The 12,508-nt window shown below is 62.0% G+C and carries 10 protein-coding genes and 2 tRNA genes; 7 read left to right on the top strand and 5 right to left on the bottom strand.

Annotated elements, in window-relative coordinates; genetic code table 11:
* Positions 1–74 precede the first annotated feature (74 nt).
* Positions 75–734: a hypothetical protein gene (locus LCH97_RS05740; RefSeq protein WP_227303980.1), complete on the bottom strand. Its 660-nt coding sequence runs from the start codon at positions 732–734 to the stop codon at positions 75–77.
* Between the two features lie 327 nt (positions 735–1,061).
* Here LCH97_RS05740 and LCH97_RS05735 point away from each other — a divergent pair, with 327 nt between their 5' ends.
* Positions 1,062–3,536 carry an EAL domain-containing protein gene (locus LCH97_RS05735; RefSeq protein ID WP_255619294.1) on the top strand — a complete coding sequence of 825 codons (2,475 nt, stop codon included), beginning with the start codon at positions 1,062–1,064 and terminating at the stop codon, positions 3,534–3,536.
* A 97-nt stretch (positions 3,537–3,633) separates the two neighbouring features.
* Here the strand turns inward: LCH97_RS05735 and serS are convergent, their stop codons facing one another.
* From serS to LCH97_RS05715, 4 genes are all read right to left on the bottom strand, one after another.
* Positions 3,634–4,920, bottom strand: coding sequence for a serine--tRNA ligase (gene serS / locus LCH97_RS05730; RefSeq protein WP_227303975.1), 1,287 nt, complete (start codon positions 4,918–4,920; stop codon positions 3,634–3,636).
* 3 nt (positions 4,921–4,923) lie between these two features.
* Entirely contained in the window at positions 4,924–6,240 is a 1,317-nt protein-coding gene (locus LCH97_RS05725) for a replication-associated recombination protein A (RefSeq protein WP_227303973.1), read from the bottom strand.
* A 3-nt stretch (positions 6,241–6,243) separates the two neighbouring features.
* Entirely contained in the window at positions 6,244–6,849 is a 606-nt protein-coding gene (gene lolA / locus LCH97_RS05720) for an outer membrane lipoprotein chaperone LolA (RefSeq protein WP_227303971.1), read from the bottom strand.
* A gap of 144 nt (positions 6,850–6,993) precedes the next feature.
* Positions 6,994–8,586, bottom strand: a complete 1,593-nt coding sequence (locus tag LCH97_RS05715) for an NAD+ synthase (RefSeq protein ID WP_227303969.1) — start codon at positions 8,584–8,586, stop codon at positions 6,994–6,996.
* A 266-nt stretch (positions 8,587–8,852) separates the two neighbouring features.
* Between LCH97_RS05715 and LCH97_RS05710 the strand changes: the two genes are divergently transcribed.
* The 6 genes from LCH97_RS05710 (at position 8,853) to LCH97_RS05685 (ending at position 12,434) form a co-directional block, all read left to right on the top strand.
* Positions 8,853–8,943, top strand: a tRNA-Ser gene (locus LCH97_RS05710).
* A 61-nt stretch (positions 8,944–9,004) separates the two neighbouring features.
* Positions 9,005–9,095: transfer RNA gene (locus tag LCH97_RS05705), tRNA-Ser, on the top strand.
* 115 nt (positions 9,096–9,210) lie between these two features.
* The gene (locus tag LCH97_RS05700; protein WP_227303967.1) at positions 9,211–10,245 is read left to right on the top strand and encodes an adenosine deaminase; all 1,035 of its coding nucleotides are present in this window, start codon (positions 9,211–9,213) and stop codon (positions 10,243–10,245) included.
* A gap of 57 nt (positions 10,246–10,302) precedes the next feature.
* Positions 10,303–10,494, top strand: coding sequence for a hypothetical protein (locus tag LCH97_RS05695; protein ID WP_227303965.1), 192 nt, complete (start codon positions 10,303–10,305; stop codon positions 10,492–10,494).
* Between the two features lie 231 nt (positions 10,495–10,725).
* Positions 10,726–11,505 (top strand): RHS repeat domain-containing protein, encoded by a 780-nt coding sequence (locus tag LCH97_RS05690; RefSeq protein WP_227303963.1) that lies wholly within the window; start codon positions 10,726–10,728, stop codon positions 11,503–11,505.
* On the top strand, positions 11,502–12,434 hold the full coding sequence (locus LCH97_RS05685; RefSeq protein ID WP_227301451.1) for an IS5 family transposase: 933 nt from the start codon (positions 11,502–11,504) through the stop codon (positions 12,432–12,434). Before LCH97_RS05690 ends, LCH97_RS05685 begins: the two co-directional genes overlap by 4 nt.
* The last annotated feature ends 74 nt before the right edge of the window (positions 12,435–12,508 follow it).

Below are 12,508 nucleotides of genomic sequence, written 5' to 3'. Positions count from 1 at the left end.
AGGCGGCAGTATAACAGAGCGCAGGCAGCAAAAAGCCCGCCTAGGCGGGCTGGTTGGCTTGGTGCCGGGTGGCGTCAGGCGCTGGTGTTGATGCTGGTTTGTGCTTTGCCGGTGTCGGCGCTGTCGGCTTTTTTCAGGCTGACGGCGTCGCCAGTCGGGATACCTTCTTTTTCCCAGCGGTCGAACTCGGCCATGATCACCTTGCGGGTGTCTTCGCTGATCTGTGGCAGCTTGCCGCCCAGCATTTTGGCGGCGTCGTCAAAGCCTTTCTCTACCGCCTTGCGGAACGTGGCCAGTTTTTCCGGGTCATCACCTATACCCATCTTGGCAAAAGTCAAAATGCGCTCGGCGGTCTTGCGCACGCCGAATTCACCGTCCTCGGACACGGCTTCTTTGGCCTTGGCAATGGTTTCGGCGTCGGCGCTGAGCTTCTGCTCGCCGCTGACCAGCTTGCTCCATTCCAGGCCTTGTTTTTCCACCATGCCACCGAGCAATTGCATGAACTCGTCTACCTTGCGGTTTGATTCGTCCAGCATGCTTTGCAGGTCCGGCTTGTCTTTGGCTGCGGTTTTGCGTGGGTCGCCGTAGGTTTGGGCCTCGTCCAGCTGGCGTTGGCCCAGTTCTACTTTTTCCTGGGCTTCGCCGGGGCTGGTGTCGGCACTGGCCTGTGTTTTGGTATTGGCAGGCACGCTGGCAGGCAAGGCCGGGCGGCTGCTGATGCTGCTGATGTCCATGATGGCTCCAGTCAGAATATACGGATAGGCATCTGCTTTATCGGCAGTTTTGGCCAGAAGGTGAAGGGTTTTTCCGTGCGCCGGATATAAATGATGTATCTGTGGATGCGTGCGGCATTTTTGATAAGATGCTGTAATATTTACGCGAATCAGAGAAGAAAGGGCCTGATGCCGGTGGCCGGTCACCCCGGCGTGGCCAAACTGGTATCTTTCTGGATTTTTCTTTGCAATAGCTTTCAAATGAGCTGTTAAACTGTAAATAGATATTTACTTATATGTTGTCCTCTGGAGCCTGGCGTGTCCCTATCGCATACCGTTGAAAGCATTGTGTCCCGGAATGTCCTGTGTTGCCCGCCCACCCTGTCGGTGGCCGAGGCGGCGCGCGCCATGTGTGACGCTTTGTGCGGGTCGATTGTGGTGGTGGACGAGTCCGGCGAGCCGGTAGGGATCTGGACCGAAACCGACGCGATCAAGCTGGACTTGCGCCAGGACGATATGGCCAGCCAGAGTATGGGCAGCATGATGAGCTCGCCGGTGCTGGGTATTGCATTGGATTGCCCGCTGCAGGACGCGACGCGCGTGCTGATGGAAAACAATGTACGCCACCTGATCGTGCGTGATGAACACGGCAAGATGGTGGGCGTGGTGTCGGCTACGGATATTCTGCTCAATCAGGACGCCGAGCTGTTCCTGCGCATGAAGCGGCTCGATAGCCTGGCGCGCGAGTCGCTGGTGGTGATCTACGCCGAAGCGCCGGCGGCAGAAGTCATGCAGTGCATGCGGGACTTTTCGGTAGAAGCGCTGGCGGTGCGTTACCCCGATGGCAGCTGGGGCATTATCACGCGCCGTGACATGGTGCGTTTTCTGGCGCAGCCGGACGAAACGCGCTGCGCGGCCGACCTGGCCAGCTACCCCTTGCGTTCGGTGCCGGCCACGCTGACCTTGCTGGCGGCGCGCAAGGTATTCATGGAATACCAGATCCGCCACCTGGGTGTAGTGGCTGACGACGGCAAGCTCTTGGCCATCATCAGCATGGCGGACATTCTGGCGTCCATCGAGCAGGAGTATTTGTCCGAGCTGCGCGCCGTGCTGCGCGAACGCGACGAAGCGCTGCTGCGCTCGCGTGAGAGCCTGCAACTGGCGGACAAGGTGTTCGAGTCCACTATGGAAGGCATTTTGATCACCGACCAGAACGGCATTATCCAGTCGGTCAACCCTGCTTTCAGCCGGATTACCGGGTATACGCGGGACGAGGCAGTCGGGCAGACGCCTGCGCTGCTCAAGTCCGGCCGCCAGGGCGATGACTTTTACCAGCGTATGTGGGGCCAGCTCAAGCAGCAGGGCATGTGGCAGGGCGAGGTGGTTAACCGCCGTAAAAGTGGCCTGCTGTATACCGAGCACCTGACGATCACCGCCATACCCGACGGCCACGGCGGGGCGCGGCACTACGTGGCGGTGTTTACCGACATTACCCAGCGCAAGCAGGCAGAAGAGCGCCTGCATTTTCTGGCCAACCACGACGCGTTGACCGGGCTGCCCAACCGCACGCTGTTTGGCGAAAAGCTGCAGCTGGCGGTAGAGCGTGCGCTGGAGCAAACGCAGCGGCTGGCGCTGATCTTTATTGACCTGGACCGTTTCAAGCTCATCAATGACACCCTGGGTCACCAGGCCGGCGACGAGCTATTGGTCAAGATAGCCTGCCGGATCCAGAACCAGCTGCCTGCCGGGGCGGTGGCCGCCCGCCTGGCGGGCGACGAATTTACCGTGCTGCTGTCTGGTATCGCGCAGCCGAATGCCGTTGCCAGCCTGGCGCAAACCATGCTGGAAAGCATCACCGGCGAGGTGGTGCTGGGGGCGGGTAACAAGGTATTCGTGTCTGCCAGCCTGGGTATTGCCATGTTCCCTGACGATGGCAATACCGCAGAAAGCCTGCTGGTGAATGCCGATGCCGCCATGTACCGTGCCAAGAGCCGCGGCAAGAATACCTTCCAGTTCTACACCGCCGATATGAACGCCAGCGCCATGGCGCGTCTAAAGCTGGAGTACAGCCTGCACCGCGCGCTGATGAAGCAGGAATTCCAGGTGTGGTACCAGCCCAAGGTAGAGGTGGCCAGTGGCCGCCTGGTGGGCATGGAGGCGCTGATACGCTGGCACAATCCGGAGATGGGCATGGTGCCGCCTGCCGAATTTATCCCGGTGGCGGAAGAGTGTGCGCTGATCGTGCCGCTGGGTAGCTGGGTGTTGCAAGAGGCCTGCCGTTTCAGCAAGACGCTGCTGGACGAGTTCGGTTTTGAGGGCAAGGTGGCGGTCAACCTGTCCGGGCGGCAGCTCAAGTTTGGCCAGATCGTGGATAGCGTGCGCGAGATACTGGCTGATACCGGCTTGCCGGCGTCCTGCCTGGAGCTGGAGATGACCGAGAGCACGGCGATGGATACCGACGTGGAGGTGATGAAAGCGCTGGAAGGCTTGCGCGATATCGGTGTCACGCTGGCGATTGACGATTTCGGTACCGGCTACTCCTCGCTGGCCTACCTCAAGCGCTTGCCGGTGCAGGTGTTGAAGATCGACCGTTCCTTCATCAAGGACCTGGATCACGACCGTGACGACGCCGCCATCGCCTCGGCCATTATTTCCATGGGCCGCAGCCTGGGCTTGTCTATTGTGGCGGAGGGGGTGGAGCTAGCTGCGCACCGTGACTTCCTGCAAGCCGAGGGCTGCCACATGGCGCAGGGCTACCTGTTTGGCAAGCCTATGCCAGCCGAAGCTTTCCGTAGCATGTTGCAGGCCGAGCTGGCGCACTGAGCCTGCGTTGTGGCTGGCAAACAAAAAGCCGATGCATATGCATCGGCTTTTTGTTTGCCAGGTTGGCCGCATGCGGCCAACCCTGTGCGGATGGGGCTTAGCCGCCGATCTTGTCGCGGCCACCCATGTACGGGCGCAGCACTTCCGGGATGGTGACGCTGCCGTCTGCGTTCTGGTAGTTCTCCAGTACTGCTACCAGTGTACGGCCCACTGCCAGGCCGGAGCCGTTCAGGGTGTGTACGTAGCGGTTTTTGCCATCGGCGTCCTTGAAGCGGGCCATCATGCGGCGCGCCTGGAAGTCGCCCATATTGGAGCAGGAGCTGATCTCGCGGTAGGTGTTCTGCGCTGGCAGCCACACTTCCAGGTCGAAGGTCTTGTGGGCGCCAAAGCCCATGTCGCCGCTGCACAGCGCCATCACGCGGTACGGCAGGCCCAGCTGCTGCAGGATGACTTCGGCGTGGCCCACCATTTCGTCCAGCGCGGCAAACGAGTGCTCGGGGTGGGCGATTTGTACCATTTCCACCTTGTCGAACTGGTGCTGGCGGATCAGGCCGCGAGTGTCACGGCCGTAGGCGCCGGCTTCGGAGCGGAAGCAAGGCGAGTGGGCGGTAAACTTCAGCGGCAGCTCGTCGTGTTTCAGTACCGACTCGCGCACCATATTGGTCATGGTGATTTCCGAGGTGGAGATCAGGTACTGCGCCTGGGCGGCAGCTTCGCCACCACGCTCGACGCGGAACATGTCTTCGGCAAACTTCGGCAGCTGGCCGGTGCCGTACAGCACGTCGCTGTTGACGATGTACGGGGTGTAGGTTTCGCTGTAGCCGTGTTGTTCGGTATGGGTGTTCAGCATGAACTGCGCCAGCGCGCGGTGCAGGCGGGCGATGTCGGCGCGCAGCACGGTAAAGCGTGCGCCGGACAGCTTGGCGCCGGTTTCGAAGTCCAGGCCCAGCGGGGCGCCCACGTCGACGTGGTCCTTGATGTCGAAATCAAAGCTGCGCGGGGTGCCCCAGCGGCGCACTTCCACGTTGCCGCTCTCGTCTTCACCCGCCGGTACCGACTCGTGCGGCAGGTTGGGGATGGTGAGCAGCCAGTTGTCCAGGCGGCTTTGTACCGCGGCGAAGGCGTCTTCGGCGGCCTTCAGCTCGTCACCCAGCGAGGCAACCTGCGCCATGATGGCGGACACGTCTTCGCCGTTTTTCTTGGCAATGCCAATCTGCTTGGAGCTGCTGTTGCGCTGGGATTGCAGGTCCTGCATGCGGGTTTGCAGGGATTTGCGTTCGGCTTCCAGGCTGTTGAAAGCGTCTGCTTCCAGGGTGTAGCCACGGGCGGCCAGGCGGGCCGCCACTTCTTCGATATTGCTGCGCAGCAGTTGAATGTCCAGCATGTTTCAGTCCTGTTTCTTGGTATTGGCTTCGTCATCCAGCTGGCGTAAAAAGGCCAGCTTGTCGGCAATCTTGCCCTCCAGCCCGCGCGGCACCGGCTCATACCAGCGCACATCTTCCAGGCCTTCCGGCATATAGGTTTCGCCCGCCGCATACGCGTGCGGCTCGTCGTGGGCGTAGCGGTATTCGTGGCCGTAGCCCAGCTCTTTCATCAGCCGGGTAGGCGCATTGCGCAAGTGTACCGGTACCGGGCGCGAGCTGTCGCCTGCCACGAAAGCACGGGCAGCATTATACGCCATGTAGCCGGCATTGCTCTTGGCCGCTATGGCCAGGTAGATCACCGCCTGGCCCAGCGCCAGCTCGCCCTCGGGGCTGCCCAGGCGCTCGTAGGTGGTGGCGGCGTCGTTGGCGATCTGCATGGCGCGCGGGTCGGCCAGGCCGATGTCTTCCCACGCCATGCGCACGATGCGCCGCGCCAGGTAGCGCGGGTCGGCACCGCCGTCCAGCATGCGTGTCAGCCAGTACAGCGCGGCGTCGGGGTTGGAGCCGCGTACCGATTTGTGCAGTGCCGAAATCTGGTCGTAGAAGGCGTCGCCACCTTTGTCGAAACGGCGGGCGTTAACGCTGAGTACTTCGGCCAGGAAGGCGCTGTCGATGCGGGCGGTTTTGCGTGCCAGCGCAGCGGTGCGGGTTTGTTCCAGCAGGTTCAGGAAGCGGCGTGCGTCGCCGTCGGCGTAGCCGGTGAGGGCGGCGCGGGCGTCGTCGTCAAAGCTCAGGCCGTCCAGCGCACCGTTGGCCGCAGCCCGCTCGAACAGCGCCTGTAGCTCGTCGGTGGCCAGCGACTTCAGCACGTACACCTGGGCGCGCGACAGTAGCGCGGCGTTTACCTCGAACGAGGGGTTTTCCGTGGTGGCGCCAATGAAGGTAAGCAGGCCGGATTCCACAAACGGCAAAAACGCATCCTGCTGGCTTTTGTTGAAGCGGTGGACTTCGTCCACAAACAGGATGGTGCGCCGCCCGCTGCGCTGCAGCGTAGCGTGGGCGCGTTCTACCGCTTCGCGAATGTCTTTGACGCCGGACAGTACGGCCGATAGCGGAATGAAATCGGCATCGAAGGCATTGGCCAGAATGCGCGCCAGCGTGGTTTTGCCCACGCCGGGCGGCCCCCACAGCATCATGCTGTGCGGTACTTGCGCCTCGATAGCCATGCGCAGCGGTTTGCCGGGGCCGATCAGGTGCTGCTGGCCTATCACGTCGTCCAGTGTGGTGGGGCGCAGCGCCTCGGCCAGTGGCTTGTGCGGCTCGCGTGCAAACAGGTCCATCGCTTACTCGCTGACCAGGTCTACGCCCTTGGGCGGGGTAAAGCTGAAGTTGGCCGCAGGCAGTGCCGGGTTTTTCTTGATGTCGCTAAAGCGGATGCGGGTCTGGTTGCCAAAGCTGTCGCTCAGCTCCATTTCCACCAGCTGGTTGTTGCTGAAACCCATTTTGATGGACTCAAAGGTGTTGTCGGCTTTTTTGGGGCTGGCAGCCAGCCACTCAACATCACCCTGTTTGCCCATTTCGCGCAGCAGGTAGTCGCGCTCGATGGCGTTGCTGCCGGCCAGCAGGGCGGCCGGGCTGCTGCCCAGTGCGCCGGCCTGCTTGCGCTTGGTGATTTGTGCCAGCTCTTTGTCGTAGATCCACAGCGTGTTGCCGTCGCCCACGATCAGCTGCTCGAACGGCTTGCTATACGCCCAGCGCAGTTTGCCGGGGCGTTGCAGCTCCATGATGCCGCTGGCGGTTTCCTGCTTGCCTTTGCTGCTGACGGTCTGGCTGAAGCTGGCAGACAGGGTTTTGGTGCTGCTGACAAACTGTTTGAGCTGGGCAATGGCGGCGGCGTGGGCCGGTGCGGCCAGGGCAAGGCAGAGCAGGGTGCTGGCGATGATCTTCATGGTGTTCCTTGTGTGGGGTCCTGGCAGTGTGACCGCCTGCGCGGCGGGGGATTCGCACTGCTTAACAAGGCTTAACACTCTGGCGGGCAGTGCATGCCGCCAGCGAGGTGCGGCCAACCCTGGCAGGTTGGCCGCAGCGGCGGCTTAACTGAAGCGGTTGGTAATGGGGTAGCGCCAGTCCTTGCCGAAGCCGCGATGGGTAATGCGCGGGCCCACCGGTGCCTGGCGGCGCTTGTATTCGTTGATCTTCAGCAGGCGTACCACCTTGTTGACGTCGGCTTCGGCAAAACCGTCGCGGATGATCTCGGCGGCCGACATATTGTGCTCCACGTAGCGCGCCATGATGGCGTCCAGCACCTCGTACGGCGGCAGGCTGTCCTGGTCTTTCTGGTCCGGGCGCAGCTCGGCCGACGGCGGGCGGGTGATGATGCGCTCGGGGATGATGTCGCCCTGGGTGTTGCGCCAGCGGCACAGCTCGAATACCAGGGTTTTGGCCACGTCTTTCAGCACGGCAAAGCCGCCGGCCATGTCGCCGTACAGCGTGCAGTAGCCGGTGGTCATTTCCGACTTGTTGCCGGTGGTCAGCACCAGCTTGCCGGTTTTGTTGGACAGCGCCATCAGCAGGGTGCCGCGAATGCGCGCCTGCAGGTTTTCTTCGGTGGTGTCCATGGCCAGGCCGTCAAACGACGGTGCCAGCGCGGCCATGAAGCTTTCGTACATCGGCCAGATTTCGATTTCGTCGTACTTCACGCCCACGCGCTGCACCATGTCGCGGCTGTCGTCCACGCTGATGTCGGCGGTGTAGCGCGACGGCATCATGACCGCGTGCACGTGCTCGGCGCCCAGCGCGTCCACCGCGATGGCCAGCGTGAGCGCAGAGTCGATACCGCCGGACAGGCCCAGCAGTGCGCCGGGGAAGCCGTTTTTGTTGATGTAGTCGCGCACGCCTACCACCAGCGCGCGGTATGCGCTTTCCAGCTCGCCGGGCAGGGTGGCCTGGCTGGCCGGGGCGAGGTCGCCGTCCTGGTAGTCCAGCAGCAGGAGCTCGTCGTCGTAGGCAGCGGCCTGGGCCACCAGCTCGCCCTGTTTGTCCAGCGCGAACGAGCCGCCGTCGAATACCAGTTCGTCCTGGCCGCCGGTGAGGTTGACGTAGGCGATGGGCAGGCCGGTTTCCTGCACGCGGTAGCGCAGCATTTCATGGCGGGTGTCGATCTTGTTGCGGTGGAACGGCGAGGCGTTCAGCGACACGATCACATTGGCGCCGGCGTCGGCGGCTTCGGCAGCCGGCTCGATAGACCAGACGTCTTCGCAGATCAGCACACCGACCTGCACGCCGTTTTGTTCGAATACCAGCGGTGCCGCGCCGGGGGTGAAGTAGCGGCACTCGTCGAAGACTTCGTTATTGGGCAGCAGCATCTTGTGGTACTGGCCTAGACGGTGGCCATCGCGCAGCACGGTGGCAGCGTTAAAGCGTTCGTTGCCCAGCTTGGCCGGGTGGCCAATCACCAGCGTAATGCCGTCCAGCTGCTCCAGCTCGTCCAGGCCGGCGGCAATGGCGCGATAGAAATGGTCGCGCAGTAGCAGGTCTTCCGGGCTGTAGCCGGTCAGCGCCAGCTCGGGGGTCACCAGGATATCGGCCCCCTGCGCCATGGCTTGCTTGGCCAGGGTCAGGATTTTCTGGGTATTGCCGGTGATGTCGCCAACAACCGGGTTGAACTGGGCTAGGGCAATGCGCATCGTGTTTTCACGGGGTGTGTTTTGCAATGCCGCAATTCTACCTGAAGCCGCGCAGGCTGGCTGCTGGGTGCGAGCCTGCGCCGGAATGCGCAATGCGATCAAGGGTTTGGCCGGGCCGGGTGTGGCTGGCAGGCACGGCCAGTTGGCCGCAGGGCAGGGCAAGTATGCATTTTTTTGTAAAAAAGCTTGCCAAGGCGGGGGGGCTTCACTAGAATGCGCAGCCTCTGACGACAAAACGCCGCAAGGCCGGTCGAAGAGAGCCATCTGGAGAGGTGGATGAGTGGCTTAAGTCGCACGCCTGGAAAGCGTGTTCAGGGTAATACCCTGACGGGGGTTCGAATCCCCCCCTCTCCGCCAGTATTTACAATCTGCGCCCAGCCGGAGATTGCCGCAGCCCAAGCTGCCAGCAACACATTCTGGAGAGGTGGATGAGTGGCTTAAGTCGCACGCCTGGAAAGCGTGTTCAGGGTAATACCCTGACGGGGGTTCGAATCCCCCCCTCTCCGCCAGAATCAAAAAGCCCTGCGCATTAGCGCGGGGCTTTTTGTTTTGCTGCCTGGCACTGGCAGGGCTATCACGAATGACCCGGCCGCCCGCTGCGGCCAACCTTGCAGAAAGCCCGCCATGACCCACCCCGTAGACGCGCTGATTGCGGCGCTGCCCAAAACCGAGCTGCACCTGCACATTGAAGGCACGCTGGAGCCGGAGCTGATGTTTGCCCTGGCCGCCCGCAACGGCATCACGCTGCCGTACGCCGATATCGACACGCTGCGCGCCGCTTACCAGTTCGACAGCCTGCAATCGTTTCTGGACCTGTACTACGCCGGTGCGGGTGTGCTGCAAACCGAGCAGGATTTTTACGACCTGACCTGGGCCTACCTGGAACGCGCGCACGCCGACCGCATCGTGCACACCGAGATTTTCTTCGACCCGCAAACGCATACCGACCGCGGCATCGCCTTTGCCACCGTCTACCACGGCATTCGCCGTGCGCTGGACGCCGCCCAGGAGCAGTGGGGCATGAGCTCGCGCCTGATCATGAGCTTTTTGCGCCACCTCAGCGAAGAGGCCGGCATGGCGGTGCTGGATCAGGCCGAGCCGTTCCTGGCCGGCATTGACGGCTTCGGGCTGGATTCCAGCGAGCTGGGCCACCCGCCGTCCAAGTTTGCCCGCCTGTTTGCCCGTTGCCACGCGCTGGGCTTGCCTTGCGTGGCGCACGCCGGTGAAGAAGGCCCGGCGGCGTATGTGCTCGAGGCGCTGGACTTGCTGCAGGTATGCCGCATCGACCACGGCGTACGCAGCCTGGAGGACGAGGCGCTGGTGCAAAGGTTGGCCGCAGACCGTACGCCGCTTACCGTGTGCCCGCTGTCCAACCAGCGCCTGCAGGTCACGCCAAACCTGAGCCAGCACCCGCTGCGCCGCATGCTGCAGGCCGGCCTGGCAGCCATGGTGAATTCGGACGACCCGGCTTACTTTGGCGGCTACCTGAACCAGAACTTCTACGCCTGCCGCGAGGCGCTGGGCCTGACGGCAGAAGAAGTGGTACAGCTGGTGAACAACAGCTTCGAGGCCAGCTGGCTGTCAGCGCAGGACAAGCAGCGCTGGATGGGTGAGGTTGGCCGCATCCATGCGCAGTGGCAGGCGGCGCAGGCGGGCTGATTGCCGGCTCTGGCTCCATAAAACAACAAGGCCACGGCTATGCCGTGGCCTTTGCTTTTGCGGGGTCGCTCAGGTCGGACGCAACGACTCAGCAATGCGGCCACCGGTAAAACCTACTGGCAAGCCGATAGCCTCGACGCCGCCGGGCGCGCCACCCGCCAGCTGTTTGCCGGCGGCAGCGTCGCCGTCAACCGCGTGTACAACAACCGCGACCGGGTCGAGCTCGTCGATGCCGGTGCCGCCTTCTAGGAACGTTACCTCTACGACAGCGTCGGCAACCTCAAAACGCGCAACCTGAAGATCACCGCCGGCACCCCGTACCAGTACAACGAAAACTTCAGCTACGACGAGTTGAACCGCCTCACCAAGGCCAGCGGTGGCAACTAGGTCAGCACCCAGGACATCGTCTACGACGAACTGGGCAACATCACCTACAAAAGCGGCGTTGGCAGCTACAGCTACCCCGCCAGCGGCCCCGGCGTGGTACGCCCCCATGCCCTGACCGCCCTCAAAGGCGTAGACGGCATCGAGCGCGGTTTCGACTACGACGCCAACGGCACCCTGGTTCGCAATGAAAACCGCCTCGCCAGCTGGGCCAGCTACAACCTGCCCAAAACCCTGGAAGGCTATGGGCGGCGCGAAGAATACTGGTACGACGCCGAACACGAGCGCATCAAGCCAGTGTCCAGCCAATACGGCACCCAGCTGTACTTCAACCCCGGCAAAGGCAGTGGCCTGTTCTACGAGAAAACCATCGGCACTGATGGTAAAGTTGAACACAAGCACTACCTCACCGCCCTGGGCGACGTCATTGGCGAAGTCGTCAAACGCGACAACCCGGCCGCCGGCCAGGCCGCAGAAGAAGAACGCTACTGGGTCAAAGACCACCTGGGCAGCAACCGGGCCATCATGGGCAGCAGCGGCCAGCTGCTGGAAAGCCTGGGCTTTGACGCGTGGGGCAAACGCCGCTACGCCAGCGGGCAGACCGACGCGGCCAACCCGGGCATTGTCGGCCAGACGACCGACCGCGGTTACACCGGTCACGAGCACCTGGACGAGCTGGGTCTGATCAACATGAACGCGCGGATTTACGATCCGCTACTGGGGCGCTTCCTGAGCCCGGATCCGCAGATCAGCGCCCCAGGCGATATGCAGGATTTCAATCGTTACAGGTATGCGTGGAATAATCCGCTGAGTTATGCCGATCGGCTTTGTTGCACAAATCAGTGCTTGCGTCCGTCCGGTAGAATGACCGCATGAGCAAGCCCCTTCCTCCCAAGTACCAAACCATCAACTGGCAGTCATACAACCAGTCCCTCAAGCAACGAGGGCAGCTCCTTCTCTGGCTCGACAAAGGCATGAACTGGTTGGCACCGGCTACCGGCAGGCGGGGACGGCAGCTAACTTTTTCTGATGCTGCCATCCAGTTCTGTCTCACCATCAAATGCCTCTTTGGCCTGGCGCTACGGCAAGCCACAGGTATGGTCGAAAGTATGTTGCGCCTGGCTGGCCTTGACTGGGCCGTCCCCGACTTCAGCACGCTTTCCCGCCGCCAGAAAGACCTGCAAGTCCGCATCCCGGTACAGAAAAAGCAAGGTTGTCTGCATCTCTTGGTGGATAGCACCGGCATCAAGATGATGGGTGAAGGCGAGTGGAAGGTGAAAAAGCATGGCGCTGATTACCGCCGCCAATGGCGCAAGCTGCATCTGGGCATAGATGCGCAAACGCTGGAAATCCGGGCAATGGAAGTGACCGACAATCGCACTGGAGATGCCACGATGCTGCCAGAGCTGCTATCGCAAATTCCGGCGGGAGAGGGACTGGTAACCGTCACCACGGATGGGGCGTACGACACACGCCTATGTTACGCAGCGATTGCAGAGCGTGGGGCGGCAGCCATCATTCCCCCACGTCGAAATGGCCAATTCTGGAAAGGGAATTTACGGGGCAATCAGGCTCGCAATGAGTCGCTACGAGCGGTGAAGTATCTGGGGCGCGCGCTCTGGAAAAAGTGGAGTGGCTACCATCGCCGCAGCTTGGTCGAAACGAAGATGCACTGTTTCAAATTGCTGGCAGATCGGGTTAAGTCACGGGACTTTGACCGGCAAGTAGCGGAGCTTCAAATCTGTGCAGCGATTCTGAATCGCTTCACAGCACTGGGCACGCCGCAAACGGTCCGTATGGGATAAATCCGTCTGGGGATTGGGGTAGTTCGACCTACGGCTGATTTGTGCAACAAAGCCGGCCGCATGCCATCACCGCG

The sequence above is a fragment of the Vogesella sp. XCS3 genome (genome assembly GCF_020616155.1).
GTDB lineage: Bacteria > Pseudomonadota > Gammaproteobacteria > Burkholderiales > Chromobacteriaceae > Vogesella.
This window is presented reverse-complemented; position numbering and strand designations above follow the sequence as displayed.

Coding starts and splice junctions, on each gene's coding strand:
- LCH97_RS05740 (WP_227303980.1), bottom strand. CDS start 734: ATGGACATCAGCAGCATCAGCAGCCGCCCGGCCTTGCCTGCCAGCGTG.
- serS (WP_227303975.1), bottom strand. CDS start 4,920: ATGCTGGACATTCAACTGCTGCGCAGCAATATCGAAGAAGTGGCGGCC.
- LCH97_RS05725 (WP_227303973.1), bottom strand. CDS start 6,240: ATGGACCTGTTTGCACGCGAGCCGCACAAGCCACTGGCCGAGGCGCTG.
- lolA (WP_227303971.1), bottom strand. CDS start 6,849: ATGAAGATCATCGCCAGCACCCTGCTCTGCCTTGCCCTGGCCGCACCG.
- LCH97_RS05715 (WP_227303969.1), bottom strand. CDS start 8,586: ATGCGCATTGCCCTAGCCCAGTTCAACCCGGTTGTTGGCGACATCACC.
- LCH97_RS05700 (WP_227303967.1), top strand. CDS start 9,211: ATGACCCACCCCGTAGACGCGCTGATTGCGGCGCTGCCCAAAACCGAG.
- LCH97_RS05685 (WP_227301451.1), top strand. CDS start 11,502: ATGAGCAAGCCCCTTCCTCCCAAGTACCAAACCATCAACTGGCAGTCA.